Source organism: Variovorax sp. KBW07 (genome assembly GCF_003852515.1).
Taxonomy (GTDB): domain Bacteria; phylum Pseudomonadota; class Gammaproteobacteria; order Burkholderiales; family Burkholderiaceae_C; genus Variovorax.
Map to the genome: position 1 here is coordinate 15,534 of NZ_QAJK01000046.1, position 23,934 is coordinate 39,467.

Consider the following 23,934-nt stretch of genomic DNA (forward strand, 5'->3'; position numbering starts at 1 on the left):
GTGCTCTGCGCAGCGAAATAAAGGAGGAGCGAAGCGGGGGACATTCGCGGAGCAGAGCACACCGTCGGCGCGGGCGTAGCCCTGAACAACGACAGCAGCCCCAGAAAGCACCCAGCAACGAACAGAAGGCCGAGCGATCACCTGGCGCCCTCGACAGGCGCCTCAGCGTTCATGCCAAGGCGGTCCATCCACACGGCCAGGGCCTGCTCGTCCGGCGTACCCGCGCCGTACACCGCGCGCATGGCTGCATGGGATTCGCGGCGGTGCTGGTTCAGCTTCACCTTGCATTGCAGTGCCGTGACGCGCAACTCGAAGCCGACGATGCCCGCCAGCATCTTCAGCTGGAATTCCTCGCCCAGGTCGCGCCACTGCTGCGCATAGCCAGGCTCGTGGTCGCCGATGAGCTTCTTCAGCAACACGTCTTTCGCCACCGGCTCCTCGATCAGCCGGGCCTCGACCGTGCAATGCACCGCCAGGTAATTCCAGGTCGGCACCCGCGCCAGGTCAGGGTAGACAGCGGGCGACAGGTACGAATGCGGGCCGAGAAAAGTCGCGACCGCTTTCGGCCGTGCCTGCAGGTAGCGCCAATGCGGATTCGGCTTGGCGCAATGGCCCCACAACACCAGCTCGTCGCCCTCTCGCCGCTCCGCCACCAGCGGCAGGTGCGTGACGAACGGCAAGCCGTCTTCGTCGTTCGAGATCAGGCTCGCGAACGGGTGCGAGCGCATCAGTTCCAGCGCGATGGCCGGGTCCTTGGCATTGAACTGCGGAGGCATGTACATGGGGCGGGTTCCTCGTGGCGGAACCCGATTGTCCCCGAGCCGCGCTATCTTGCGTGCGCGGCCTCCAGTTGCCTGACCATCGCGGTATAGCCGCGGGCCTTGGCCAGCTGCAGCGGCGTGTTGCCCTGGCGGTCGGCCAGCTTCAGGCTGGCACCGGCTTCGATCAGCGCGGCCAGCGTGCGCTGGTGGCGCGGGCCGCCGTCGCCGAGCACGATCGACTCGATGGTCGCCGTCCAGTGCAGGTTGTTGACGTGGTCGAGCGGCGCGCCGGCCGCGATCAGGCGGCGCACCACCTCGTCGTGTCCCAGGTGCGCGGCGGCGATCAATGCGGTGCCGTCGTAGCGGCTCGTGGTCTGGCCGGCGTTGGCGCCGAGCGACAGCAGCAGCGTGAGCGTGGCCACGTCGTCGGCCACCGATGCGATGGTCACGGCGTCGTAGCGGTCGTCTTCGAGCAGGTCGAGATTGGCGCCGGCCTTGGCCAGCAGCTTCACCGCGTCGCGCTGCCTTGCGTAGGTGGCGACATGCAGCGCCGTGCGGCCGCGCGGGTCGCGTGCATCGAGGTTGGCGCCCGAGGCGATCAGGCTTTTCAGCTTCGGCAAGTCGCCGTGCCAGGCGGCCCGGTGCAGCCCTTCGTAGGCCAGCACCTCGGCCGCCAGCGGCGGCACCTGCGCGGACACGCCGGCCGAGGCGCCCAACCCGAGCGCCACCGCCAACACGGCCGCCGTCCAGGTACCGCGCGCCATCATCAGAGCTGGCCCTTGACCTTCTCGAGTGCGGCGTTGGCGCACTGCTCGTCGAGGTGGCCGCCCGGCGCACCGCCCACGCCCACGGCGCCGATCACTTCGTTGCCCGACTTGATCGGCACGCCGCCGCCCAGCAGCAGGAAGCCCGGCAGGTAGACCAGGTTGGCCGCGCCCGGGTTCTTCTGTGCGCCTTCCATCATGGCTTGCGTGGGGCTCTTGGCCGAGGCCGAGGTCCAGGCCTTGCGCTCGCTCGATGCCAGCGTGTGCGGGCCGGCGTTGTCGGCGCGCTGCACGGCACGCACGGTGCCGGCGCGGTCGACCACGGTGGCCGCCACGTTGTAGCCGTTGGCTGCGCAAGCGGCCACGGTTTCGGCCGCGATCTGGTTGGCCAGCGCGAGCGAGATGTTCTTTTCGGTGCGAACGGCCGGTGCGGGCGACTGGGCCTGGGCGGCGGATGCGGCGAGCAGAACGGCGAGGCCGCCGAGGCGAAGGATCGAGTGCATTGTTTGGTTTCTCCAGTGGATGCAGGGTGAGTGCGCCGGCTGTTGCCGACCGCTGCGCCACTGTAGAAAACGCCGTGCGCGAAGGCCATTCGTACGGCTACGCCCGGCACTCCGTAGTTCTACGGAGCGCCCTCTTCCTTCGGGTTCAGCCGCGGCTGTCGACCAGCACCGCGTAGCGCCGGATCAGTTGCGCCAGCGAGTCGCAGTCGAGCTTGGCGAACAGGTTGGCGCGGTGCGTCTCGACCGTGCGCGGCGACAGCGCGAGCGTGCGCGCGATCTCCTTGTTGGTCAGGCCCTGCACGATGAAGGCCAGCACCTCGCGCTCGCGCTCCGACAGCTGTGCGACCTGCTCGCGCGCGGCGTTGTCGGCCTGCGAGCGCTCGCGCGTGCGCACGTGCTGCCGCACGGCCTGCTGCAAGGCTTCGAGCAACTGCTCGTCGTCCACCGGCTTTTCGAGGAACTCGGCCGCGCCGGCCTTGAAGGCGCGGCGGCACATCTCGACCGTGCCATGGCCCGTGAGCATGATCACCGGCTGGTCGACGCCCTGCGCCACCAGCCGGTCGAGCACCGTGAGCCCGCTGATGCCGGGCATGCGCACGTCGAGCACGATGGCGCCGACGCTCGCACGGTCGAAGCCGTCGATGAAGGCTTGCGGATCGGCCCAGCTTTGCACCCGCAGGCCGACCGTGCCGATCAGCAGCGACAGGCTTTCGCGCACCGCCTGGTCGTCGTCGATCAGGTGGATCAGCGGCGACAGCGGCTGGTTGGGTGGGCTGGGCTGGTTGGGTTGGTGGGGGCCTGGCGTGCTCATGACGGGCGCTCCATGGAACTGGCCGGCGCCACCAGGGGCAGCAGCAGCGTGAAGCGTGCGCCGCGCGGAGCGACATTGGCCGCGCCCAGGCTGCCGCCCATGCCGCTGGCCAGCGTTTCGCTGAGGCTCAGGCCAAGGCCCAGGCCGCCTTCGCGCGTGCTGAAGAAGGGCTCGAACAGGCGCGGCAAAGCCTCGGGTGCGATGCCGCGTCCGTTGTCGGTCACGGTCAGCACGCCTTCCTGGCCATTGCGGCCGACCGCCACCACCAGGCGGCGCTCGGCGGCGGGCACCAGGTCGAGCGCCTGCAGCGCATTCATCAGCAGGTTGTGCACGATCTGCTCCAGCGCCACGGCCTCGGCCTGCACACGCACCGGTGCCTGGGCCGTGGCATCGAACTGGGTGGCGACCGCATGCCGCGTGAACTCGGGCGCCAGCAGGTGCATGGCGCTGCGCACCACGTCCTGCAGCACCAGCGGCTTCGCATCGCCGCCGGCCTCGGGCCGTTCGATCACGCGGCGCAGGCGCCCCACCACGCCGGCCGCGCGGCGCGCCTGCTCGACGGCCTGGCCCATCGCTTCGCGCGCGGTGGCAAGGTCGGGCGGGTCGTCGTCGAGCAGGCGGCGCGCGGCCTGTGCATTGGCCAGCACCGCGGTGAGCGGCTGGTTGAGTTCGTGCGCCAGGCCGGCGGACAGTTCGCCCAGCGCATTGAGCCGCGCGACCTGGCCGAGCCGCAGCAGCTCTTCGGCGCGGCGCCGCGCGATGCGCTGGCGCTGCGCGGCCCACAGCCCGCCCAGCAGCAGCGCCATGGCCACGGCCCAGCCGCCGATGCCGCGCCACGGCAGCTCGCCCCACCCCACATGCCGTTCGGCCACGAGCTCGAAAGGCTGGCTCGGCGACGCCAGCGCCTTGCTCAGTTCGAAGCGCCAGCCGTTCGCCGATGGCCGGCCCGGTTGCAGCACCAGTTGCTGGCCGTCGCGCTGCAGCGTCACGCGCACCGGGCTTTGCTGCGGATTCATCGGCCAGTCGCGCCACGGCACGGAACCGGCCAGGTCGATTTCGAGCGCGTAGCTGAATGGCGTGGCGCCCATCACCAGTTGGTAGCGGCCATGCGCCAGGTCCACCGTGGCCAGTTCGGCACGGTGCTGGCTGCGCGAGCGCGCTTCGGCCGCGGCCAATGCGGCGGCCTGCTTTTCATCGGGCCAGGGCTCGTCGCGCTCGCGCCGCAGCACGCGCAGGATCGACGAATACACCGACGGCAACCGCTGCTCGGGATGGTCCGCGCCGGTGCTGGGCTCGAGCAATGCGAGCGTGGCCAGCACGGCGTCGTACTGCACCACCTGCTGGCTCATGAGGCGGTGGGCAATGCGCCCGTCGGTCTCGAAGTCTTGCTGCAGCTGCACGAGCTGGGCACGCGCCAGCCACACCGCGCCCACGGCCGTAAGGGCCAGCCAGGCCAGCCACCAACCACCCCGCGTACGCAACCACTGTTTCATGGCGCGGATTGTGCCCGGCACCGCGGGGCCCTTCGATGTTGGCCGAGAATGCGGACCCAGACATGGCTGAAGTGCAGGACTCCCTTTTCCCCGATCTTCCGCGCCCGCAAGAGGCGCCCGCGGCTTCGCCGCCGCCCCTCGATGGCGCGGCCGAACCGGCGGTGAAGAAAAAATCGCGCACCGGCACGGTCGAGGCCGCGCCGACCGATCCGGCACTGGTCGAACTGGCCGCCGCGCTGCCTCCGCGGTTGCGGCTCGGCACCTCGTCGTGGAGCTACCCCGGCTGGGCCAACCTGGTGTGGGACGGCGAATACGCCGAGAGCGTGCTGTCGAAGAACGGGCTTGCCGCGCTGGCGAAGCACCCGCTCTTTCGCACCGTGAGCCTGGACCGCAACTTCTACCGCGCACTTACCGCGAGCCAGTACGCGCGCTACGCCGCCATGGTGCCGGACGACTTCCGCTTCGTGGTGAAGGCGCCGAGCCTCGTGACCGACGCCACCGTGCGCGACGAAAGCGGCCGTGGCATGCAGGCCAACCCGGTGTTCCTGAGCAGCGAGATCGCGCGGCAGGAGTTTGTGTTGCCCGCCCTCGAAGGGCTGGGCCATCGCATCGGCGTGCTGGTGTTCCAGCTGAGCCCGATCCCCGGCCACCTGCTGGCCGACCAGCCCGCGCTGCTGGCGCGCATTGCCGCCATGCTCGAATCGCTGCCCGACCTGAGGTCGGTCGCGCCCGATGCGGTGGTCGCCGTCGAGGTGCGCGACCCGCAGTTGCTGTGCCCCGCCTTCGCCGACATGCTGCGCAGCGTGGGCGCCACCTTCTGCATGGGCCTGCACGCCAAGATGCCGCCGATAGAAGACCAGTTGCCGATGCTGCGCGCGCTGTGGCCCGGCCCGCTGGTGTGCCGCTGGAACCTGCACCGCCGCCACGGCCGCTTCGGCTACGAAGACGCGGAAAAACTCTACGGGCCTTTCGACAAGGTGATCGACCCCGACCCGGAAACGCGCGCGGCGCTGGCCAAGGTGATCGCCGGCACCACGCGCGCCGGGCAGAACGCCTTCGTCACCGTCAGCAACAACGCCGAAGGCTGCGCACCGCTGACCATCGCTTCGCTGGCGCGTGACATCGTGGAGCTGCCGCAACACTAGACGGGCTCTGGCAGGCCTTCGCATCGGCGCGCAGGGGTAGACAGGAAATCCTATTCACGTAGCATGACTTTTCCCTACGACCCCAAGGACACCCCCGTCATGAGCGCGCCAGCCTTGCTTCACACCCTTTTCAGCTACCGGGCCTGGGCCAACGACGAGTTGCTCGAACGCATGGAAGGCTTCGATGCGGAGCGCGACAAGGAGGCCCGGCACGCGGCCATCCGGCTCATGAACCATTGCCACGTGGTCGACCAGATCTTCGCGGCGCACCTCGTCGGCATGAAGCACGAATTTTCTTCGGACAACACGGCGGAAACGCCGACGCTGCAAGAGCTTCGCGCCGCCATGGGAAAGCTAGACCGCTGGTACCTGCGGTATGTGGAAACGCTGACGCCGGCGCTGCTCGCCGAGCGCCTGCCCTTCGACTTCACCGATGGCGACAAGGGCTTCATGTCGCGCGAAGAAATGCTGGCGCACGTCGTCACGCACGGCGGCTACCACCGGGGCGAAATCGGACGGCTCATGCGGCAGCAGTCCGTCACGCTGCCGTGGGACACCTTCGCCGTGTACCTGCACCAGGCGGAGCCTTCGCGCCGGCTGCAGGAGGCGTAGGCCGGCCAACTGGCCTTTCAGTCCTTGGCGACCACCGTCATCTCGACCTCGACGGTCGCGTTCTTCGGCAGCGCATAGACGCCCACCGCCGTGCGCACGTGCACGCCGGCGTCGCCGAACACGCGGTGCAGCAGGTCGGATGCCGCATCGGCCACTTCGCTCTGCTGCGTGAAGTCGGCCGTGCATTGCACGAACACACCGACGCGCAACACCTTTTCGACCGCATCGAGCGAGCCCAGCGCGCGCCGCAGCAATGCCAGGCTGCGCAGTGCGCAGATCTGCGCGCCCTCTTGCGCCTTGGCCAGCGACACCTGGTCGCCGACGCGGCCGGTGACGACCACCGTGGTGCCCACACGCGGCACCTGTCCGCTGAGGTACACGGTGCGGCCGTCGCGCACCAGGGGCACATAGTGTCCGCCCGCAATGATGTCGCCCTCGAAACTGTGGCCCAGTTCCGAGGCGATGAGGTCGGCGATCCGGTCGCGGCTTTGCTCTGTCATATGGCTTCCATGTAAGGGAGCCTCATTGTCGCCACGGGCCTCGCCGGAAAACAGATACAGATAGCGTTGCCCCGAGGCAGAACAGATGGCCGACCGGCGGCTCAGGCCTCGAACGCAAGAAAGACGCGGCCGCCTTCGATCTTCACCGGGTAGCTGCGCAGGTCTTCGGTGAGCGGCGCGCACATCGCCTTGCCGTTGCGCACGTCGAAGCGGCCCTGATGCAGCGGGCACTCGATCTCGTGGCCTTCCAGGAAGCCATCGCACAGCCGGGCGTGGCCGTGCGTGCAGATGTTGTCGGTCGCGTGAATGCCGTCTTCGGTGCCGTACAGGGCGATGTCCCTGCCCTGCACCTCGATGCCCACCACGTCGTCGGCGGGAACGTCATCGACCGCCGCGGCGTCGACCCAGGTCATCGTGCTCATATTGTTGGCCCCTTCGTGTTCGCTCAGTTGTCGGCCTTGAGGCCCGCGCGTTCGATCACCGGTTTCCAGCGGCGCAATTCCTCGCCCATGAACTTGCCCAGCGCCTCGGGCGTGCTGCCCACGCCATCGAAATACGCGGTCTGCAGGCGCTTCTGGGTCTCGGGATCTTTCAGCACGGCGGCAATCTCGCGGCTCATGCGCTGCACGACGTCGGGCGGCGTGCCCTTGGGCGCCATGTAGGCGAACCACGGCACGGCCTGGATGTCGGGCAGGCCCGATTCGCGCAGGGTGGGCAGGTCGGGCAACAGCGCCGAACGCTCGGCCGAGGTAACGGCCAGCGCCTTGAGCCGCCCGGCCTTGGCCTGCGGCATCACCGTGACGGGAGGCAGGCAGGCGTAGTGCACGTCGCCCTGGATGATGGCCGTGACCGCCTGGCCCGACGATGCATACGGAATGTGCACCGCGAACGACTGGGTCTTGAGCTTGATGAGCTCCACGCCCAGGTGCGAGATCGACCCGCTGCCGGTAGACGCGAAGTTGTACTTGCCGGGGTTCTGCTTCATGGCCGCCAGCCAGCCCTTGACCGAATCGACGTTCATCGAATTCGAGACCGCGCACACGTTGGGCGTGGTCGCGGCCAGCGACACCGGCACCAGGTCCTTGAACGGGTCGTACGGCAGGTTCTTGTAGAGGATGGTGTTGTAGACCAGCGGCGCGTTCACCGACAGCAGGAAGGTGTAGCCGTCGGGCGCCGACTTCGAGGCCTGGTCAGTGCCGGTATTGCCGCCCGCGCCGGGCTTGTTGTCGACGATCAGCGGCTGGCCGATTCGGGCCGAGAGCTTGTCGTTGACGATGCGCGCCAGGATGTCGGGCGACGACCCGGCCGCGAACGGCACGACGATGCGCACAGGGCGCTGCGGCCATTCCTGTTGCGCATGGGCACCGGCCATTGCGAAGAGCGCGGCGGCGGCAAGCGGGAGCATGCGAACCGTGTTCATGGCTGGGCCTCCACGTCGACCATGCCCAGGTGGTCCTGCTGCTCGCGCGCGATGAAACCCGCGATGAGCGCGCGGTACGCGGCCTCGACCACTTCCGGGTAGGCGCCCTCCTTCTCGGCCAGCGCCCGCACCTTGTCGATCACTTCCTGCTGGCGCTGCGGCGCCGACACCTGGAAGGCATCGCGCTTGAAGCGCGCGGCGTCTTTCACGTAGCGGCCGCGCTCGGCCAGCAGCGCAACGATCTTGCGGTCGAGCGCATCGATGTTCTCGCGCACCTCGGCGAGGTTGTTGCACAGCGGCTTGTAGCCGGGATCGACAAAGCGCCGCAATGGCGCGCCGTGGGTCTCAGGTTCTTTTTCTTGCATGGCTCAGATGGGATAGATGATGGAATTCGGGATCATTTCACTGTCGAACACGCACAGGCGCGAAGCGAACTTCAGGCCTTCGGGCGTGGGCACGACCTTGTCGATGTAGCGACCGACATTGAACACGGTGGACGGCCCGTCGAGCTTGGTGCGAAACACCGCGTAGTTGGCTTCGCTGTGCATCGCGCCGTCGGCGTCCACCGAATGCACCACCGGCAGGCCGACCACGTGGCGCTGGTAGTACGGGTCGTGGAACAGCGTCTCCTTGATGCCGTACACGCGGTCTTCGAGCATGCCGCGGCTCTCGAACGACAGCGTGGCCAGCGGCAGGTTGCGTTCGTGGTTCTCGCGCGGCTGCAGCCGGTAGCTGCATTCCTCGGTGAAGAATGCGGGCCACAGATCCCATTGGCCGGAATCGACCGCGTGCGCATAGGCCGCATACAGGCGGGCCAGTTCGAGGTAGGCATTTGCATCGAGCGTCATGCGGCCTCCATCACTTCGCGCCAGTAGCGGTACATGCCGCGAATCAGCGTCTCGGTCACCATGTGGTCGGTGTTCTCGACTTCGCGCCCGCCCAGTTCGGCCAGCGTGCGGTGGTAGGGCTTCTGCTCGAAACCTTCCTGCGAGAACTCGATGACTTCGCCGTCGTCGGCCGAGACAAAGCCCGCGGGGCCGAACAGGTTGGCCTGGCGCAGGCGGCGCTGCGTCATTTCCTCGGTGTCGTCCTCGAAGCCGAAGTGCGTCCAGACGAAATCGAAGGCGTCGTGGCCCACCGGCTGGATGTGGCGCGTCGATACGCTGTTGACCTGCTGCTGCAGGATGAGGCTGGGGAACAGCGTCATCATCACCGCGGTCGGCCCGTCCCACCAGGGCTCGGGCACGATGTCCAGAAAGCGCGGGTCTTTCAGCTGCATGCTCTCCTTGAAGCTGGACACCTGCGTGACCTGCGCGGCCTTGCCGGCGCTGCCGCGCGTGGAAATCATCGCGGCATGGCGGCCACGCTCGTCCATCTTCAGCTCCGACTTGTTGTCGGCGCGCCAGAGCCCGAAGGTCACGAACCAGGTGTGCAGCAGGCCCGGGTGGTACGGGTCCTTGATGTTCTCCTGCATCAGCTTCCAGTTGCCCGGAATGCGCTGGCGGCTGTAGCCCAGGATGGTGAGCTTGCGGCCATCGAACAGGCGGTCGAAATAGCGAAGAATATCGGGCCCCAGAAAGTCTTCGAAAGACTCGATGCCGTGGTCGAACGACGCGAACACCACGCCGCCGCGCGACGCCACCTTGAGCTTGTTCAGCCCGTTGTCCTCGGTCTTGAAGTCGGCGGGCATGCCGCCGTGCACCTTGCCGTCCTGCTTGACGCCACGGCGGAACGGCACGCCCTGCAGGTCGCCCTTGAGCGTGTAGTTCCACTGGTGGTAAGGGCAGACGAACTCTTTCTTGTTGCCGTGGCGCTCGCGGCAGAACTGCATGCCGCGGTGGGCGCAGACGTTCTCGAAGACGTGGATCTCGCCCGCCTCGTCGCGCGACATGATGACCGAGCGCTCGCCGACGGCGGTGCGCTTGAAATCGCCCGGGTTCGGAATCTCGGCTTCCAGGCCAACGTAGCACCAGTGCTTTTCATAGAAGAAGCGCTGCAGCTCCTTCTTGTGCAGGGCCTCGTCGGTGTAGGCCATGAAGGGAATGCGGCTGGTCTTTTCGTTCTCCCATCGAAGCTCGATGGGGAACACGGCTTGCGTGGTCATCGCGGGTCTCCTTGTCTCTTGATTTCTTCAGGTGCCTTGCAGGTAGAAGGCATCGGCATGGGTCTGCTCGGGTGCGAGGCCGCGGCCGCGCACCAGCTGCGTCACGGCCTCGACCATCGGCGGCGAGCCGCAGAGGTACGCGCGCCAGCCGTCGAGGTTGCCGGGCCAGTCGGCGCGGATCGCATCGGTGATGAGCCCCAGCCGCTGGCCGTCGCGCGCCGGGCCGGTCACGACCACGACGCGCACCTTCAGGCCCGCGTGCCGGGCCTGCAACTCGCGCAACTCCTGCAGGCCGTACACGTCGGCATCGGAACGCACGCCAAGGTACAGGTGAATCGGCTGCGTCAGCCCCGCGGCGATGGCGCCGCGCACGATGGAAAGAATCGGTGCGAGCCCCGTGCCACCGGCGGCGCAGAGCATCGGCCCTCGGTGCTTCGTGCGCAGGTACGCGGTGCCCAGCGGACCACTCACCCGCACCGAGTCACCCACGCGCAGCTGTTCGAAGATGTGCGCCGTCACGCGGCCGCCGGGCACCCGGCGCACGTGGAATTCGAGCTCCGCGTCGCGGCTCAGGCCGGCCATGGAGTACGGCCGCGCCTGGTCGGGAGCGAACTGCAATTGCGCGTACTGGCCCGGAGAAAACTCCAGCGGCTTGTTCGGCTTGAGCCGCAGGCGGCGGATGTCGTGCGTGAGCACGTCGATGCCGGTGACTGTGGCCTTCAGGATGCGCGCGGGGTGCACCACCACCTCGTCGGGCTCGGGAATCTCGATGGTGCAGCTTTCGGTCAGCGTGCTCTGGCACGCCAGCACATAGCGCTCGCCCTGCCCGTCGGGCCGGATGGCGTCCTGCCCGCCGTCGAGCACCTGGCCCGACACCACCTTGCAGCGGCAGGTACCGCAGCGCCCCGACATGCAGCTGTACGACACCGGCACATGGTGCTCGCGCAGCACTTCGAGCAGGTTCGCGCCGGGGCGGACCTCGAGGGTGCGGGCAAGGGGTTGAATGTGCAGGTCCATCGTCGGGGCTCTCGTTGCGCCAGCGTCATGGCCGGCTCGTCTCTGGGGCTGGATGATGCGCGGACGCCGCAGATTGACCAATAGAATCCGGTGAATGCTCTCCATCACTGGCATGAATAAAGGTATGGCGCCATGCAACTGAAGGACATCGACCTCAACCTGCTGCTGGTGTTCGACCGCATGCTGGCCGAGAAGCGGGTGTCGGCGGTGGCCGAATCGCTCGGGCTTTCGCAGCCCGCCATCAGCAATGCGCTGGCGCGCCTGCGCAAGCTGCTGGGCGACGAACTGTTCCTGCGCACGGCCCGCGGCATGGAGCCCACGCCCTTCGCGCTGCAACTGGCCGAGCCGGTGGCCTATGCCATGGGTGCGTTGCACACGGCGCTCAACCAGCAGGTGGTGTTCGACCCCGCCACCAGCACGCGCAGCTTCACGCTGGCCATGACCGACATCGGCGAGATCTACTTCACGCCCAAGCTGATGGAAGCGCTTTCGCAAACGGCGCCGGGCGTGACCATCAGCACGCTGCGCAACAACACCGCGACCAACCTGCGCGACGAGCTGGAGGCCGGCCACGTCGACATCGCCATCGGCCTCTTGCCGCAGCTCAAGGCGGGCGTGTTCCAGCGCCGGCTGTTCCTGCAGCGCTACGTGTGCCTGTTCTCGGGCACCCACCCGCTGGCGCGCAAGCGCAGCGTGTCGCTGAAAGACTTCAGCGCGGCCGACCATGTGCTGGTGCAGGCCGCCGGCACCGGCCATGGCAAGGCCGACGACGTGATGGCGGCGCAGGGCATCCACCGGCATATCCGGCTCAAGGTGCCGCACTTCGTGGCCATCGGCCACATCCTGCGTTCGAGCGGAATGATCGCCACGGTGCCCGAGCGGCTGGCACAGAGCATCGCCGAACCGTTCGGGTTGGTGTGGCGCCCTCACCCGGTGGCGCTGCCGCAGATTGCGATCAACCTGTTCTGGCACGCCAAGGTGCACCGCGACCCGGGCAACCAGTGGCTGCGCGGATTGCTGTTCGACAACTTCGCGGACGGCGGCTGAGCGGCTGATGAACAGCTGCGCCGCTACGAGGTGCCCGACGTCGGTTCGAAGCGATCCGGCATGGCCGTGCGCGCACGCTGATCGACGTTGCGCAACAGCGTCGGCACGCGATACGGGCCGTGCATGCGTTTCACCTCTTGCGCGGCCAGGGCCGCATCGATGCCGACGGCGGTAACGAACAACGGCGAGCCACTCTGTCCACGCCGCAGTTCGATGGCTTCGGGCGCGCTGCGGTATGCCGTCTTCGCGACACCGACCACGGGCATCTTGCGATCGAGCGCCTCGAACAGATGCGCGCCCAGACCCGCGCGCCCCTGTCCCAGCGACACATAGCCGTCCACCACGACGATGTCGGCGGCCGGCCCCGCGCGCAGCACGCCGAGCAGGCACGGCAGCTCGCGACGATAGAACTCGCCGGGCTCGTACGGCGCGATGCCGCTGAAGCCCGCGACGGCGTGCGCCTCTTCGCGCTCCGCCGCCCATCCGCGAAACCAGATGGCGGCAGCCACCGCCGTGTCGCCGCGGTAGTCCACGTCCAGGCAGGCGATCAGCGGCGGGGTCATGTCATGCACCCACTGCCTGCGGCTCTGGCGTGCCGGGCCATCGGGCGAGGATTTCGTGGACGCCCTGCCCCACATGGCTGTCGATGAGCGCCAGTGCGCCGGCGCGCCACCGGACCGGCTCGTCGGTCGCGTGCTGTTCGAGCTTGCGGCGCGCATAGGCCAGCGTCATGTGGGGCGTGAAGGCGCGCGTCGGCTTGAAGCCCGCGTCCGCCAGCGATTCACCGAGGCGCTGCCTGAAGTGCGCGAGCTCGGCCGTTCCTTCGTTGCCGCACAACACCAGCGCGCCCTTCGCGAAGCTCATGGCCCGGTCGAACATCACGTCGAAAGACGGCGCGGGCAGCGTTGCGGCGGCAGCCCGCGCGAGCGCCACCTTGTCCTGCGGCACCGTCGCGTATTCACCCAGGTCGTGCAGCGTGACGTGCAGGCGCGGCGCCTCGACCAGCGTGGCTTTCAGCACATGCCGCGAATCCATCAACGCGCCGAGCGCCGCGATGCGTGCGGCGTCTTCCGGCGTCGGGAGGATGGCCAAAAAGAGCGCGTGCGGCAGCGCTTCCTTGCGCTGCGGCTTGTTGTTGTTTCGGGAGCGCGGCAGTGGGCGCGGCGGCGGATCGATACCGGGAAGAAGAAGCTGTTCTGACATGCCTCGATCATCGCGCATGCGCCGCCTCCTTCATGAGACCTTCAGCAAGCGAAAAGCTCTTCTTCAGCCTGGAATTTGAGAATCGGTGGACGCTGGTGGCAAGGCAACAAGACCTGCCGCTTGTCGATTGATCCCAACTACTCCAACCAGGAATTCATCTTGACGAAAACGCAAGCCTGCACCGTCCTCGCAGCCATTTTGCTCGGCACCGCTTCCATCGGCGCATATGCCGCCGGCCCCAACAAGGACGACACCGGCCTCTATGTCGGTGGCGCCATCGGCCGCTCGAGCTACAGCCTGTCGGGCTCCAGCAGCATCCCCGTGCCATGGGGCGCGGAAAAGAACAGCAAGGCCGGCACCGCCTACAAGCTGTACGGCGGCTACCGCCTGACGGAAACCTTCGGTGTGGAAGCCGGCTATGCGCGCCTCGGCCGCGTCAGCCAGTGGACCTCGCTGAACGGCGTGTCGACCCTCCAGAAGGGCAGCGGCCAGGTCTTCTACGCGGCCGCCACCGCCCGCCTGCCTATCGGCGACGCCTTCGCCCTGAACGGCCGCCTGGGTATTGCACGCGGCAGCGTCTCCGGCGGCAACGACAGGTGGGTGCCGGCGCATCAGCGCATCTCCGGCAGCTCGACCGGCGTCATGGCCGGCTTCGGCGCCGAGTACCGCATGACGCAGAACCTGTCGATCACCGCCGACTACGACTACTTCGGCAAGGTGTCGAAGCAGGCCAAGGGTGGGATGCTGTCGGTGGGCTTGAAGGCCAGCTTCTGAGTTTTTCCGCCTGAAAGCCCCGCGGCATTCAGAAGATGCCGCGAACGCCACGCGGCCTCGCTTAAGGGCTATACAGCCAGTACCGGGCAATCTGCCGATCCCGGTGCTGGCTTCATGCATTCGCGAAGCGAATTTCGATTCCCAACCGAGGCACTGGCGGCGTTTTCGCATGCGAAGAAGTCAGATTCAGCTGGCATTCGATTGCGACGAAGGGCTTTCGCTTGAGCCATCCTGACCTCGGCTTTCGCGGAGATGAGTGCCTCAGCCCTTGACCTTGACCTCGCCAGCAAGCCAGTCGCCCGACTTGCGTAGGTCGTGAGAAATCGGCCGACCTTGCGTGCATTTTTGAGTACCTCGTTGTCTTTTCAACTACCCAAATGATTGAATTAGGTGCTATTTTTAGCACATGGCTGGAAATTCAAAGCATCAGTTAATCAAAAGGCTTCAAGCGGAGCTTCCCCGCGGCACCCCCTTCGATCTTGCGAAATTGAAACAACTCGGGGTTTCCGCACAGTTGGCGGCCCACTACGCCGAGGGAGGCTGGTTGGTGCGCCTGGCCCAGGGTGTCTATGCCTTTCCGAATGATGACTTCGAGGTTCATGGTGCCCTACTCTTCCTGCAAGACCGCGTGCCGGGCCTGCACATCGGAGGCAAGAGCGCCCTCGGCTTGCAGGGGGTGCGCCACAACCTGGGGAGCCGTGAACCTCTCGTCTTGTGGGGCGACGCACGCTATGCATTGCCGACCTGGTTCACCGCGCGCTTTCCGGCTCGCTATGTCCACGCCGGTCTGTTCGCGTGGCCGAACGAAGCGCTTGCCGAAAAGACATTGACCACGCCGCCAGGACTGCCGGAAGGCCTTCGTGTGGCCACCGCCGAACGGGCCGTTCTGGAACTGCTTTATGAGGTCGGGATCAGGCAGGGCCTGGAAGAAGCGCGCAACCTGTTCGAGGGCCTGCGCACGCCTCGCAAGGATCTTCTCGGCCAACTACTCGCTTGCTGCACCAGTGTGAAAACCGTGCGCCTGTTCCTCACCTGGGCCAGGGAAACAAACGTGCTGGATGTCGATGCTTTGCTGGAACGGCATCCGATCCGTACCGGCAGCGACAAACGCTGGATGAGTCGCCTGCCCGACGGCACGCTGTTGAGCCTGAAACCCCATGGATAGGACCTATGCGGACACTGTTCGCCTCCTGTTGAGCATTGCACCGGACGTGTTCGCGAACGACATCTTTGCAATGAAGGGCGGCACGGCGATCAATCTCTTCATTCAGGACATGCCGCGCCTGTCCGTCGATATCGATGTGGTCTACCTTCCCTGGCAAGTGCCACGCGACGAGGCGCTGCAATCGATCAACCAGGAATTGGCCAATATCGCAGGGCGAGTGAAGCCACTGGGAGCACAGGCGCGCCTGCTTCAAGGCAAGGATCCGAGCGCCACGAAGCTGATCGTCGAGAACGCAACGAGCCAGGTAAAGGTCGAGGTCAACGTGGTGTTCCGCGGCACGGTACTCCCACCGGAACGGCGGGCACCGACAGCCAGGACCGCAGATCTGTTCGGCGTCGAGTTCGAGTTGCCGCTCCTCGCCAAGGACGAGCTCTATGCAAGCAAGCTCGTGGCCGCACTCGATCGGCAACATCCACGCGACTTGTTCGACGTGTGGCAGCTCTATGAGTCGGGCGGTATCACCGAGGGCATGGTCGAGTGCTTCGTGACATATCTCGCTGGTCACAACAGGCCGATTCACGAGGTCCTGTTTAGCCATGACAAGGACATCGCCGCAGAGTACGACAGCAGCTTCGTGGGCATGACCGAAACGCCATGCTCATTGCCAACCCTGCTGGACGCACGCGCACGACTCAGGCGCGAGCTGCCTGCCCGCCTGAATGCATCGCATCGGAAGTTCTTGATCGGTCTGGCGCAAGCAAGGCCAGACTGGTCCCTGCTTCTGTGCTCGCATGCAGCGGACCTTCCTGCACTGCGGTGGAAGATCAGCAACCTGGAGACGTTCTCCAGGAAACGCCCCGCAGACTTTGTTTCACAGGCCGGGATGCTTGAAATAGCGCTGAAGTGAGGCGCCGGGGTGTTCATCACCCCACCGACACCAGTCAGGCCGCAGCCTCAGGGGCGGGCAGCTTCGCCCGTCCATTCGCGCACGAACGCGCCCGGTGCATCGCGCCCGGGCGCGGGTGTCGCCTCTTTCGGCGTTCCCACATACAGGAAGCCCAGCAACCGTTCCGCGTCCTGCAGGCCCAGCGCCTGATGCACGTTGCGGTCGTAGCTGTTGAGCCCGGTGGCTCAGAAGCCACCGTACCCCAGCAGGTGCAGCGCGTTGAGCATGTTCATTGCGGCGGCGCCCACGGCAAGCACCTGCTCCGATTCCGGCACCTTGTGCGGCGACTGCACGCGCGCGCAGATCGCTATGAGCACGGGCGCGGCCATCGCCTTGGCGCGAAAACGCTCGCCGTCGTCCGATGGGTCGCGCAGGCGCGCGGCGTTCGCGAAGACGTTGCCCAATGCCACGCGCGCATCGCCGCGAATCAGCACGAAGCGCCAGGGCCGAAGCTGCCCGTGGTCCGGCGCCCGCAGCGCGGCTTGGAACACGAGGTCGAGTTCTTCGGCGGACGGAGCGGGCTCTGTCAGCGGCCAGGGCGAATGGCGTTCGAGCAGGAAATCCAGCGCCTGGCGTTGGCTGGTGCGAAGCGCGGCGGGGGAAGAAGAAAAAGAAGTATCCGGGTGCATGTCAGCGTCCTTCGAAATGGGAAGGCCGCCCCACGGCAGATGGCATGCGCTGGGAGAGTTTCAGTGGCGGGCTGGCTCGCTGGGGCGAGGTGGCTGGCATCCGGCATATTGCGCAATGAAGCGCCGGTACACCATCGTTCGACAGGGCGGCGAACAGAGGATGGCATCGTATGCGATGGGGCATTTCCCACGTGGGGGGTGCGTGTAAAAGCGCGCTGCGGGATGCGATGCGGCACACCTCAGTTCGAATGCCTTGCAGCACGCCTTCCCGCAACACGGTTCATAGATCGCGGCCAACGGTGCGGTACTCACCGTTGGCAGCCTTGCCTGTCTCGCCGGCTATTCCAGAACGACGATGGCTTCTACCTCGAAGAGCATGGGATCGATTGCGAGTTTGGGGACAGGAATCAGGGTCTGCGCGGGCAGCGCCTTGCCGAACATTTCCTTCACGTTCCTGGTCAACACCTCCAGCTTGGACATGTCGTGATCGACGACGAAGACCGTGAGCTTGGCGACCTGATCCGGGCGTGCTTCGAGCGCATCGAGAGCCGTGCGCAAATTTGCATACGCCTGTTTGACTTGCATACCGAAATCGGGCGAAAAAGCCCCCGAGCCGTCCTGGCCGCCCTGCCCCGAAATGTAGGCCACCCGCGCATTGGCAGGCATGACAACAGCAGTGCTATAGCCGTTTGGCGATGGGTCGTGAAGGTTCTTCGGATTGACGATGGTGAGCATTGACGGGTTCTCCCAAAAATAGGTGCAATTGACTCGTACAGCATACGAGTCCGTCTATCGTACGAGATACGAGTCACCCCAACAAGATCGATAATCGTCCCGTTGTCGACCAAAATTCACACGTTGATCAGCGAGGAAGACAAATGACAGCCAAGCGCAGCAGCGCCGCGAGCAAACGGACGCAAAAGGTTGGCGTGGGGCCTCAGCCCGAGCAGAAACCGCGCCGTGAATCGCAGCTCTCTCTGGAAGGAATCGTCACCACCGCAGTGGCACTGCTGGATGCCCAAGGAATCAACGCATTGACGATGCGTGGGCTGGCCGATCACCTGGGCTCGGGCGTGATGAGTCTTTATTGGCACGTCGACAACAAAGAGGATGTCTTCGATCTCGCGCTCAACTCGGTGCTCGAGTACCGCGGACCAACGCATACGTTCGAGCCCTCGGATTGGCGAGGGGAAGCCGTTCACATCCTCGAGAGCTGGCGCGGCAACATGCTGCGCCATCCCTGGTCGGTATCGCTGCTGCCGAGCCGCGCGCTCGGCCCGAACATCCTCGGTCTTCTGGAACTGCTGAGCAAGACCTTGTCCAGAGGCGGCGTTGCGGACACGGATCTGAACGTCGCGATATGGTCGCTCTGGAACCATGTGATGGGCGCCACGATCACGCGAGCGAACTTCGACTTCTCAGACGACGACAGGGCCGCCGCGCAGCAGCACCTGACACGTATCAGCGAACGCTACCCAACCATAGAACGCTCTCGTCTCCTGTCGGATAACGACTGGGATGGCGCCTTTCGCAAAGGTCTCGACCTCCTGCTCGACGGCATAGCGCCGAGGTGCGCAGGCTGACGGCGATCGTTCTAGAAGAGGCCGGCCTCACTCCCACTCGATGGTCGCCGGCGGCTTGCTCGACACGTCGTAGGTCACGCGGTTGATGCCGCGCACTTCATTGATGATGCGGCCCGACACCTTCTTGAGCAGCGCGTACGGCAGCTCGGCCCAGTCGGCGGTCATGAAGTCGCTGGTCTGCACGGCACGCAGTGCCACGACGTAGTCGTAGGTGCGGCCGTCGCCCATCACGCCCACGCTCTTCACGGGCAGGAACACGGTGAAGGCCTGGCTCGTGAGGTCGTACCAGCTCTTGCCGCTCTCGTCCTTGAAGTTGCGCAGTTCCTCGATGAAGATCGCGTCGGCGCGGCGCAGCAGGTCGGCGTATTCCTTCTTCACTTCGCCCAGGATGCGCACGCCCAGGCCCGGGCCGGGGAACGGATGGCGGTACACCATCTCGGGCGGCAGGCCGAGGGCCACGCCGAGTTCGCGCACTTCGTCCTTGAACAGGTCACGCAGTGGTTCCAGCAGCTTCAGGCCGAGCTGTTCGGGCAGGCCGCCCACGTTGTGGTGGCTCTTGATGGTGACGGCCTTCTTGCTCTTGGCGCCGCCCGATTCGATGACGTCGGGGTAGATGGTGCCTTGCGCCAGGAAGGTCGCGCCCTTGTGCCCGCCGTCGCCGGCCTTGAGCTTGGCCGCCTCTTGCTTGAACACGGTGACGAACTCGCCGCCGATGATCTTGCGCTTGGCTTCGGGGTCGCTCACGCCGGCGAGCTTGCCCAGGAACAGGTCGCTGGCATCGACGCGAATGACCTTCGCGTGCAGCTTGCCTTCGAACATCTCCATGACCATGTCGCCTTCGTTCAGGCGCAGCAGGCCGTGGTCGACGAACACGCAGGTGAGCTGGTCGCCGATGGCACGGTGGATGAGCGCGGCGGCCACGCTGGAATCGACACCGCCCGACAGGCCGAGGATGACTTCTTCGTCGCCCACCTGCTCGCGGATCTTTGCCACGGCTTCGGCGATGTGGTCGCGCATGACCCAGTCGGGCTTGGCGTTGCAGATGCCGAGCACGAAGCGGTCGATGATGGCCTTGCCCTGCACGGTGTGCGTGACTTCGGGGTGGAACTGCAGCGCGTAGTAGCGGCGCGCCTCGTCGGCCATGCCGGCGATGGGGCAGCTGTCGGTGCTGGCCATGAGCTTGAAGCCCGGCGGCAGCTCGGTCACCTTGTCGCCATGGCTCATCCAGACGTTGAGCATGCCGTGGCCTTCTGGCGTGGTGAAGTCGGCGATGTCCTTCAGCAGTGCGGTGTGGCCATGGGCACGCACGGCCGCGAAGCCGAACTCGCGCTTGTGGCCGCCCTCGACCTTGCCGCCGAGCTGGTGGGCCATGGTCTGCATGCCGTAGCAGATGCCGAGCACCGGAATGCCGAGGTCGAACACGGCCTGCGGGCACTTGTCGGTGGTTTCTTCATAGACGCTGGCGTGGCTGCCCGAAAGAATGACGCCCTTGAGGTGGCCGTCGGCGGCGTATTCGCGCACCCACTCGTCGGTGACGTCGCAGGGATGCACTTCGCTCAGCACATGGGCTTCGCGCACGCGGCGTGCGATGAGCTGGGTGACTTGCGAGCCGAAATCGAGGATGAGGATCTTGTCGTGTTGCATGGCGAATGGACTCAGAGCGTTGAAATGTCGAACAGCTTGACGCCCGCCTTGGGCGCCGCCTTGATGAGGTGCTCGTCGAAGGTGGCGAGCGGAAGATTGAGCGACTTGGCAAGCCAGAGATAGCCGGCGTCGTAGAGCGAAACGCCGGCGTCGATGGCCACGGCCAGCACGGCCTTGTGCTGGGCCGGCGCGAGTTCGTGCAGCTCGACGCGGTGGCGAATGGCGTCGAGCACGCTCCACAGGCCTTCGACCGCGGTGGCGGGAATGCGGCCGCTGCGCACGCCGTTGGCCAGGATGTTGGCGCACTCCCATTGCCAGGCGTTGGGCGCCTGCGGCTCGACCTCGTCGCGGCGGATGGCGGCGTAGAGCTTGCGGGTGTGTTCGCTGGCCTGGTCGGGCAGCAGCCAGGCGGCGGTGACAGAAGCGTCAATGACGAAGGCTGTCACGATTGGCGCCCTTCGTCGAGCAATGCGCGCACCGGAAGGCCGGGCTGGATGGTGGCGTGGAGCGCGTCGATCTGGCCGAGCTCGCGCGCGATCTGCTCGTCGGTGATGACCGGCTTGCGCCGCACCGGCAGCATGCGCACGACTTCCTTGCCGTGGCGGGTGATGCGAACCTCTTCGCCCTTTTCGACGAGGTCGATCAGGGCGGAGAAATTGTTTTTGGCTTCAGCGATGCCGATGGATTGCATTTGGGCCAGAAAATTTGAATCTGGCCCAAATTCTAAACCGAGTCTGGCCTGACTTTCAAGGTCTGGCCAGATTGGGCTTCAGGCCGGCGCCGGGCCGCCCCAAGGCGGCCTGCGGCCCCCTCGGGGGGCAGCGCCCCACACGCAGTGGGGGCGCGTGGGGGCCCTATTTACTCAGCGCGGTAGTTGGGCGCTTCTTTGGTGATCTGCACGTCGTGGACGTGGCTTTCACGGATGCCGGCTGTGGTGATCTCGACAAACTCGGCCTTGTTCTGCATGTCCTCGATGGTCGCGCAGCCGCAGTAGCCCATGCTGGCACGCACGCCGCCAGCCATCTGGTAGACGATGGAGACGATCGAGCCCTTGTAGGGCACGCGGCCTTCGATGCCTTCGGGCACCAGCTTGTCGGTGTTGGGGTTGCCGGTGGTCGACTCCTGGAAGTACCGGTCGGCGCTGCCCTGCTGCATCGCGCCGATGGAGCCCATGCCGCGGTAGCTCTTGTAGCTGCGGCCCTGGTACAGCACGATTTCGCCGGGCGCCTCTTCGGTGCCGGCGAACATGCTGCCCATCATGACGGTGCTTGCGCCGGCTGCAATGGCCTTGGCGATGTCGCCCGAGTAGCGCACGCCACCGTCGGAGATCAGCGGAATGCCGGTGCCCTGCAGGGCGGTGGCAACGCTGTCGACCGCCATGATCTGCGGCACGCCCACGCCGGCCACGATGCGGGTGGTGCAGATGGAGCCAGGGCCGATGCCGACCTTGACCGCATCGGCGCCGACGTCGGCCAGTGCACGAGCGGCGTCGCCGGTGGCGATGTTGCCGCCGATGACGTCGACCTGCGGATAGTTCTTCTTGACCCAGCGCACGCGCTCGATCACGCCGGCGCTGTGGCCGTGCGCGGTGTCGACCACGATGGCATCGACGCCGGCCTTGACCAAGGCTTCGACGCGCTCTTCGGTGCCGTCACCCACGCCGACAGCCGCGCCCACGCGCAGGCGGCCGCTGGCGTCGCGTGCTGCATTGGGAAAGCTGGTCTGCTTGGTGATGTCCTTGACGGTGATCAGGCCCTTGAGCTCCCAGTCGTTGTTGATGACCAGCAGGCGCTCGAGCTTGTACTTGTTCAGCAGCGCCTTGGCATCGGCAAGCGTGGTGCCGTCGGGCACGGTGATGAGCTTGTCGCGCTGGGTCATGATCTCGCTGACCGGCACGTCGTAGCGCGTTTCGAAGCGCAGGTCGCGCCCGGTCACGATGCCGACGACCTTGCCGCCGTCGATCACCGGGAAACCGGAGATGCCGAGCTGGTCGGACAGTGCCATCACCTGGCGCACCGAGTGCGTCGGCGTGATCACCACCGGGTCGCGCAGCACGCCCGACTCATAGCGCTTCACGCGGGCCACTTCGGCGGCCTGCTGTTGCGCGGTGAGGTTCTTGTGCACGATCCCGATACCGCCCTCTTGCGCAATGGCAATTGCGAGGCGGGCTTCAGTCACGGTGTCCATGGCCGCCGAGACGAGCGGCAGGTTCAGCGTGATGTTGCGGGAAAACTTAGTGGCGAGAGAGGTGTCCTTGGGCAGGACCTGGGAGAACGCTGGCACCAACAACACGTCGTCGAAGGTGAGCGCTTTGCCGAGAAGGCGCATGGGTGAAGCTCCAAAAGACGGATTGTAACGAGGGGGCCGGGGAGTTCGCTGGCCTGGGCCTTTGCGGACCGTTGCAAAAGCACCCAATCCGGATGTTGCAAGAAGTAAGGGAAGGCTAAACTTCGGGGATGAAACTCGCGCACTGGCTGCTACTGGGATGTGTTGTTGCGATGCCGCTCTCGGCAAGCGCGCAATGGCAATGGATCGACAAGAACGGGAAAAAGGTCTTCAGCGACCAGGCGCCGCCGCCTGACGTGCCCGAGAAGAACATCCTGCGCCGTGCCGGCTCGCCGCCACCGCCGCGGCCAACGATCGACACGTCCAATGCCGAAGCCCCTGCGGGCGAGGCCACTGCCGATGGCAGCAAGCCGGCCAAGGCACGTGAAGGCGCTGCGGCGCCCAAGCCGACCGGCGTCGACAAGGAACTCGAAGAGAAGACGAAGAAGGCCGAGGCCGAGCAAAAGGCCAAGGAAGCGGCTGAGGCAGCCAAGGTCGCCAAGGCCAAGGCCGACAACTGCGCACTCGCCCGCCAGGGCAAGGCCACGATCGACAGCGGCATCCGCATCGCGAAGGTCAACTCACAGGGCGAACGCGAGATCATGGACGACGCAGCCCGTGCCGCCGAACAGAAACGCGTTCAGTCCGTGATCAACAGCGACTGCAAGTAAGCAGCGCAAGCAAGGCCCGTCGTCAGTAGCCGGCCTTGCCGCCCTTGCGGCGATTCGCAAAAAGACCCGTGCCTCGCGCGCCCTGACGCTGAAAGCGTTCGCGGCGCGCCACTTTCGGGTCGACCTTCAAGGGGCGGCACAGTTCGATGCGATCGCCATCCTTCAGGGCCTGGTCCCACTCGACCGCCCTGCCCCAGATGCCCGGCGTCATCGCATGCCGCCAGTCCAGGTCCGGAAATCGTGCGGCAAGGCCGCTGGCCTGCACTGCATCCACCAGCGTCGTTCCGGATGCGAGCTGCAAGACCTGCTCGAACACCTCGCGCGCCGCGGGCGAGCAACTCAGCGTGACCTCGATGATCATCGATCAGCTGGTGCCGTAGACCTGTTCGGCGCGCTTGACGAAGGCCTCGACCAGGCTGGACGCAATGGTGTCGAACACCGGCCCCACCAGCGCCTGCAGCGCGAAGTTGCTGAAGCCATAGCTCATGTGCAGCTCGACGCGGCAGGCGCGTTCGCCCTGCTCGCCCACGGGCACGAATTTCCAGGTGCCATCGAGGTTGGAGAACGGGCCATCGACCAGCTTCAGCTGGACCTCGCGGCCGGGAACATGGGTGTTGCGGGTGGTAAAGCTCTGGTGAAAGCCACCGAAGGACAGGCCGACTTCGGCGGTCATGCCGGCCTCGTCTTCCTCGATGACTCGCGACTTGTCGCACCAGGGAAGAAACTGCGGATACTTCGCCACATCGGTGACGAGCGCGTACATCTCTTCGGCGCTGTACCAGATGAGGACGGACTTGTTGACGGTTTTCATAGAATC

29 protein-coding genes and 1 pseudogene are annotated in these 23,934 nt (G+C 66.1%); 8 read left to right on the top strand and 22 right to left on the bottom strand.

What is annotated here, in order from left to right; all coding sequences use genetic code 11:
- Positions 1 to 137: 137 nt before the first annotated feature.
- From DBV14_RS10400 to DBV14_RS10420, 5 genes are all read right to left on the bottom strand, one after another.
- Positions 138 to 782, bottom strand: coding sequence for an FMN-binding negative transcriptional regulator (locus DBV14_RS10400; RefSeq protein WP_124459112.1), 645 nt, complete (start codon positions 780 to 782; stop codon positions 138 to 140).
- A 44-nt stretch (positions 783 to 826) separates the two neighbouring features.
- Positions 827 to 1,528, bottom strand: a complete 702-nt coding sequence (locus DBV14_RS10405) for an ankyrin repeat domain-containing protein (protein WP_124459113.1) — start codon at positions 1,526 to 1,528, stop codon at positions 827 to 829.
- Positions 1,528 to 2,028 carry a heme-binding protein gene (locus DBV14_RS10410; RefSeq protein WP_124459114.1) on the bottom strand — a complete coding sequence of 167 codons (501 nt, stop codon included), beginning with the start codon at positions 2,026 to 2,028 and terminating at the stop codon, positions 1,528 to 1,530. Before DBV14_RS10410 ends, DBV14_RS10405 begins: the two co-directional genes overlap by 1 nt.
- Before the next feature lie 145 nt (positions 2,029 to 2,173).
- Positions 2,174 to 2,839: a response regulator transcription factor gene (locus tag DBV14_RS10415; RefSeq protein ID WP_124459115.1), complete on the bottom strand. Its 666-nt coding sequence runs from the start codon at positions 2,837 to 2,839 to the stop codon at positions 2,174 to 2,176.
- Positions 2,836 to 4,332 carry a sensor histidine kinase gene (locus DBV14_RS10420; RefSeq protein WP_124459116.1) on the bottom strand — a complete coding sequence of 499 codons (1,497 nt, stop codon included), beginning with the start codon at positions 4,330 to 4,332 and terminating at the stop codon, positions 2,836 to 2,838. The genes DBV14_RS10415 and DBV14_RS10420 overlap by 4 nt, the downstream gene beginning before the upstream one ends.
- Positions 4,333 to 4,394: 62 nt before the next feature.
- On the opposite strand from DBV14_RS10420, the gene DBV14_RS10425 reads away from it, so the two are divergent.
- Together DBV14_RS10425 and DBV14_RS10430 are read left to right on the top strand one after the other, a co-directional pair.
- On the top strand, positions 4,395 to 5,477 hold the full coding sequence (locus DBV14_RS10425; protein WP_124459117.1) for a DUF72 domain-containing protein: 1,083 nt from the start codon (positions 4,395 to 4,397) through the stop codon (positions 5,475 to 5,477).
- Positions 5,478 to 5,576: 99 nt separating this feature from the next.
- Positions 5,577 to 6,089: a DinB family protein gene (locus DBV14_RS10430; protein WP_124459118.1), complete on the top strand. Its 513-nt coding sequence runs from the start codon at positions 5,577 to 5,579 to the stop codon at positions 6,087 to 6,089.
- Positions 6,090 to 6,106: 17 nt separating this feature from the next.
- Here DBV14_RS10430 and DBV14_RS10435 read toward each other — a convergent pair whose 3' ends face one another.
- The 7 genes from DBV14_RS10435 to DBV14_RS10465 form a co-directional block, all read right to left on the bottom strand.
- Positions 6,107 to 6,589: a RidA family protein gene (locus tag DBV14_RS10435; protein ID WP_124459119.1), complete on the bottom strand. Its 483-nt coding sequence runs from the start codon at positions 6,587 to 6,589 to the stop codon at positions 6,107 to 6,109.
- Positions 6,590 to 6,690: 101 nt separating this feature from the next.
- Complete coding sequence (locus DBV14_RS10440; RefSeq protein ID WP_093239606.1) at positions 6,691 to 7,011, bottom strand: non-heme iron oxygenase ferredoxin subunit; 321 nt, start codon at positions 7,009 to 7,011, stop codon at positions 6,691 to 6,693.
- A 23-nt stretch (positions 7,012 to 7,034) separates the two neighbouring features.
- Positions 7,035 to 8,009: a tripartite tricarboxylate transporter substrate binding protein gene (locus DBV14_RS10445; protein WP_260396901.1), complete on the bottom strand. Its 975-nt coding sequence runs from the start codon at positions 8,007 to 8,009 to the stop codon at positions 7,035 to 7,037.
- The gene (locus DBV14_RS10450) at positions 8,006 to 8,374 is read right to left on the bottom strand and encodes a chorismate mutase (RefSeq protein WP_124459120.1); all 369 of its coding nucleotides are present in this window, start codon (positions 8,372 to 8,374) and stop codon (positions 8,006 to 8,008) included. Before DBV14_RS10450 ends, DBV14_RS10445 begins: the two co-directional genes overlap by 4 nt.
- Positions 8,375 to 8,377: 3 nt before the next feature.
- Complete coding sequence (locus tag DBV14_RS10455) at positions 8,378 to 8,857, bottom strand: aromatic-ring-hydroxylating dioxygenase subunit beta (protein WP_124459121.1); 480 nt, start codon at positions 8,855 to 8,857, stop codon at positions 8,378 to 8,380.
- Positions 8,854 to 10,113, bottom strand: a complete 1,260-nt coding sequence (locus tag DBV14_RS10460; protein ID WP_124459122.1) for an aromatic ring-hydroxylating dioxygenase subunit alpha — start codon at positions 10,111 to 10,113, stop codon at positions 8,854 to 8,856. The genes DBV14_RS10455 and DBV14_RS10460 overlap by 4 nt, the downstream gene beginning before the upstream one ends.
- A 27-nt stretch (positions 10,114 to 10,140) precedes the next feature.
- On the bottom strand, positions 10,141 to 11,130 hold the full coding sequence (locus DBV14_RS10465) for a 2Fe-2S iron-sulfur cluster-binding protein (RefSeq protein ID WP_124459123.1): 990 nt from the start codon (positions 11,128 to 11,130) through the stop codon (positions 10,141 to 10,143).
- Positions 11,131 to 11,262: 132 nt separating this feature from the next.
- On the opposite strand from DBV14_RS10465, the gene DBV14_RS10470 reads away from it, so the two are divergent.
- Positions 11,263 to 12,177 carry a LysR family transcriptional regulator gene (locus DBV14_RS10470; protein ID WP_124459124.1) on the top strand — a complete coding sequence of 305 codons (915 nt, stop codon included), beginning with the start codon at positions 11,263 to 11,265 and terminating at the stop codon, positions 12,175 to 12,177.
- Positions 12,178 to 12,200: 23 nt separating this feature from the next.
- Here the strand turns inward: DBV14_RS10470 and DBV14_RS10475 are convergent, their stop codons facing one another.
- Both DBV14_RS10475 and DBV14_RS10480 read right to left on the bottom strand, forming a co-directional pair.
- Positions 12,201 to 12,740, bottom strand: coding sequence for an endonuclease V (locus DBV14_RS10475; RefSeq protein WP_260396953.1), 540 nt, complete (start codon positions 12,738 to 12,740; stop codon positions 12,201 to 12,203).
- A gap of 1 nt (position 12,741) precedes the next feature.
- Positions 12,742 to 13,398, bottom strand: coding sequence for a 2'-5' RNA ligase family protein (locus DBV14_RS10480; protein WP_260396904.1), 657 nt, complete (start codon positions 13,396 to 13,398; stop codon positions 12,742 to 12,744).
- A 141-nt stretch (positions 13,399 to 13,539) separates the two neighbouring features.
- Here DBV14_RS10480 and DBV14_RS10485 point away from each other — a divergent pair, with 141 nt between their 5' ends.
- The 3 genes from DBV14_RS10485 (at position 13,540) to DBV14_RS10495 (ending at position 16,226) form a co-directional block, all read left to right on the top strand.
- Positions 13,540 to 14,154 carry a porin family protein gene (locus tag DBV14_RS10485; protein ID WP_185545986.1) on the top strand — a complete coding sequence of 205 codons (615 nt, stop codon included), beginning with the start codon at positions 13,540 to 13,542 and terminating at the stop codon, positions 14,152 to 14,154.
- Between the two features lie 406 nt (positions 14,155 to 14,560).
- A complete protein-coding gene (locus tag DBV14_RS10490) occupies positions 14,561 to 15,319 on the top strand; it encodes a type IV toxin-antitoxin system AbiEi family antitoxin domain-containing protein (protein ID WP_124459126.1) in 759 nt (252 codons plus the stop codon).
- Entirely contained in the window at positions 15,312 to 16,226 is a 915-nt protein-coding gene (locus DBV14_RS10495) for a nucleotidyl transferase AbiEii/AbiGii toxin family protein (protein ID WP_124459127.1), read from the top strand. The genes DBV14_RS10490 and DBV14_RS10495 overlap by 8 nt, the downstream gene beginning before the upstream one ends.
- Before the next feature lie 47 nt (positions 16,227 to 16,273).
- Here DBV14_RS10495 and DBV14_RS10500 read toward each other — a convergent pair.
- Both DBV14_RS10500 and DBV14_RS10505 read right to left on the bottom strand, forming a co-directional pair.
- Positions 16,274 to 16,894: pseudogene (locus tag DBV14_RS10500) on the bottom strand (nitroreductase).
- Between the two features lie 339 nt (positions 16,895 to 17,233).
- Positions 17,234 to 17,629 (bottom strand): RidA family protein, encoded by a 396-nt coding sequence (locus DBV14_RS10505; protein WP_124459128.1) that lies wholly within the window; start codon positions 17,627 to 17,629, stop codon positions 17,234 to 17,236.
- 143 nt (positions 17,630 to 17,772) lie between these two features.
- Between DBV14_RS10505 and DBV14_RS10510 the strand changes: the two genes are divergently transcribed.
- Complete coding sequence (locus tag DBV14_RS10510; protein ID WP_124459129.1) at positions 17,773 to 18,477, top strand: TetR/AcrR family transcriptional regulator; 705 nt, start codon at positions 17,773 to 17,775, stop codon at positions 18,475 to 18,477.
- A gap of 27 nt (positions 18,478 to 18,504) precedes the next feature.
- Here the strand turns inward: DBV14_RS10510 and guaA are convergent, their stop codons facing one another.
- The 4 genes from guaA to guaB all read right to left on the bottom strand — a co-directional run bounded on the left by guaA (position 18,505) and on the right by guaB (position 22,449).
- The gene (gene guaA, locus DBV14_RS10515; protein ID WP_124459130.1) at positions 18,505 to 20,121 is read right to left on the bottom strand and encodes a glutamine-hydrolyzing GMP synthase; all 1,617 of its coding nucleotides are present in this window, start codon (positions 20,119 to 20,121) and stop codon (positions 18,505 to 18,507) included.
- An 11-nt stretch (positions 20,122 to 20,132) separates the two neighbouring features.
- Positions 20,133 to 20,567, bottom strand: a complete 435-nt coding sequence (locus DBV14_RS10520; protein ID WP_185545987.1) for a type II toxin-antitoxin system VapC family toxin — start codon at positions 20,565 to 20,567, stop codon at positions 20,133 to 20,135.
- Positions 20,564 to 20,812: a type II toxin-antitoxin system Phd/YefM family antitoxin gene (locus DBV14_RS10525; protein ID WP_124459131.1), complete on the bottom strand. Its 249-nt coding sequence runs from the start codon at positions 20,810 to 20,812 to the stop codon at positions 20,564 to 20,566. The genes DBV14_RS10520 and DBV14_RS10525 overlap by 4 nt, the downstream gene beginning before the upstream one ends.
- A gap of 167 nt (positions 20,813 to 20,979) precedes the next feature.
- Positions 20,980 to 22,449 (bottom strand): IMP dehydrogenase, encoded by a 1,470-nt coding sequence (gene guaB / locus DBV14_RS10530; RefSeq protein WP_124459132.1) that lies wholly within the window; start codon positions 22,447 to 22,449, stop codon positions 20,980 to 20,982.
- Between the two features lie 128 nt (positions 22,450 to 22,577).
- On the opposite strand from guaB, the gene DBV14_RS10535 reads away from it, so the two are divergent.
- Positions 22,578 to 23,117, top strand: coding sequence for a DUF4124 domain-containing protein (locus DBV14_RS10535; protein ID WP_124459133.1), 540 nt, complete (start codon positions 22,578 to 22,580; stop codon positions 23,115 to 23,117).
- A gap of 22 nt (positions 23,118 to 23,139) precedes the next feature.
- On the opposite strand, the gene DBV14_RS10540 is transcribed toward DBV14_RS10535, so the two are convergent.
- On the bottom strand, positions 23,140 to 23,478 hold the full coding sequence (locus DBV14_RS10540) for an RnfH family protein (protein ID WP_185545988.1): 339 nt from the start codon (positions 23,476 to 23,478) through the stop codon (positions 23,140 to 23,142).
- Positions 23,479 to 23,481: 3 nt separating this feature from the next.
- Complete coding sequence (locus DBV14_RS10545) at positions 23,482 to 23,928, bottom strand: type II toxin-antitoxin system RatA family toxin (protein ID WP_124459134.1); 447 nt, start codon at positions 23,926 to 23,928, stop codon at positions 23,482 to 23,484.
- Positions 23,929 to 23,934: the final 6 nt, after the last annotated feature.

Coding starts and splice junctions, on each gene's coding strand:
- DBV14_RS10450 (WP_124459120.1), bottom strand. CDS start 8,374: ATGCAAGAAAAAGAACCTGAGACCCACGGCGCGCCATTGCGGCGCTTT.
- DBV14_RS10410 (WP_124459114.1), bottom strand. CDS start 2,028: ATGCACTCGATCCTTCGCCTCGGCGGCCTCGCCGTTCTGCTCGCCGCA.
- DBV14_RS10470 (WP_124459124.1), top strand. CDS start 11,263: ATGCAACTGAAGGACATCGACCTCAACCTGCTGCTGGTGTTCGACCGC.
- DBV14_RS10405 (WP_124459113.1), bottom strand. CDS start 1,528: ATGATGGCGCGCGGTACCTGGACGGCGGCCGTGTTGGCGGTGGCGCTC.
- DBV14_RS10535 (WP_124459133.1), top strand. CDS start 22,578: ATGAAACTCGCGCACTGGCTGCTACTGGGATGTGTTGTTGCGATGCCG.
- DBV14_RS10525 (WP_124459131.1), bottom strand. CDS start 20,812: ATGCAATCCATCGGCATCGCTGAAGCCAAAAACAATTTCTCCGCCCTG.
- DBV14_RS10540 (WP_185545988.1), bottom strand. CDS start 23,478: ATGATCATCGAGGTCACGCTGAGTTGCTCGCCCGCGGCGCGCGAGGTG.
- DBV14_RS10420 (WP_124459116.1), bottom strand. CDS start 4,332: ATGAAACAGTGGTTGCGTACGCGGGGTGGTTGGTGGCTGGCCTGGCTG.
- guaB (WP_124459132.1), bottom strand. CDS start 22,449: ATGCGCCTTCTCGGCAAAGCGCTCACCTTCGACGACGTGTTGTTGGTG.
- DBV14_RS10505 (WP_124459128.1), bottom strand. CDS start 17,629: ATGCTCACCATCGTCAATCCGAAGAACCTTCACGACCCATCGCCAAAC.
- DBV14_RS10435 (WP_124459119.1), bottom strand. CDS start 6,589: ATGACAGAGCAAAGCCGCGACCGGATCGCCGACCTCATCGCCTCGGAA.
- DBV14_RS10440 (WP_093239606.1), bottom strand. CDS start 7,011: ATGAGCACGATGACCTGGGTCGACGCCGCGGCGGTCGATGACGTTCCC.
- DBV14_RS10495 (WP_124459127.1), top strand. CDS start 15,312: ATGGATAGGACCTATGCGGACACTGTTCGCCTCCTGTTGAGCATTGCA.
- DBV14_RS10455 (WP_124459121.1), bottom strand. CDS start 8,857: ATGACGCTCGATGCAAATGCCTACCTCGAACTGGCCCGCCTGTATGCG.
- DBV14_RS10490 (WP_124459126.1), top strand. CDS start 14,561: ATGGCTGGAAATTCAAAGCATCAGTTAATCAAAAGGCTTCAAGCGGAG.
- DBV14_RS10545 (WP_124459134.1), bottom strand. CDS start 23,928: ATGAAAACCGTCAACAAGTCCGTCCTCATCTGGTACAGCGCCGAAGAG.
- DBV14_RS10400 (WP_124459112.1), bottom strand. CDS start 782: ATGTACATGCCTCCGCAGTTCAATGCCAAGGACCCGGCCATCGCGCTG.
- DBV14_RS10475 (WP_260396953.1), bottom strand. CDS start 12,740: ATGACCCCGCCGCTGATCGCCTGCCTGGACGTGGACTACCGCGGCGAC.
- DBV14_RS10480 (WP_260396904.1), bottom strand. CDS start 13,398: ATGCGCGATGATCGAGGCATGTCAGAACAGCTTCTTCTTCCCGGTATC.
- DBV14_RS10460 (WP_124459122.1), bottom strand. CDS start 10,113: ATGACCACGCAAGCCGTGTTCCCCATCGAGCTTCGATGGGAGAACGAA.
- DBV14_RS10445 (WP_260396901.1), bottom strand. CDS start 8,009: ATGAACACGGTTCGCATGCTCCCGCTTGCCGCCGCCGCGCTCTTCGCA.
- DBV14_RS10510 (WP_124459129.1), top strand. CDS start 17,773: ATGACAGCCAAGCGCAGCAGCGCCGCGAGCAAACGGACGCAAAAGGTT.
- DBV14_RS10415 (WP_124459115.1), bottom strand. CDS start 2,839: ATGAGCACGCCAGGCCCCCACCAACCCAACCAGCCCAGCCCACCCAAC.
- DBV14_RS10465 (WP_124459123.1), bottom strand. CDS start 11,130: ATGGACCTGCACATTCAACCCCTTGCCCGCACCCTCGAGGTCCGCCCC.
- guaA (WP_124459130.1), bottom strand. CDS start 20,121: ATGCAACACGACAAGATCCTCATCCTCGATTTCGGCTCGCAAGTCACC.
- DBV14_RS10425 (WP_124459117.1), top strand. CDS start 4,395: ATGGCTGAAGTGCAGGACTCCCTTTTCCCCGATCTTCCGCGCCCGCAA.
- DBV14_RS10430 (WP_124459118.1), top strand. CDS start 5,577: ATGAGCGCGCCAGCCTTGCTTCACACCCTTTTCAGCTACCGGGCCTGG.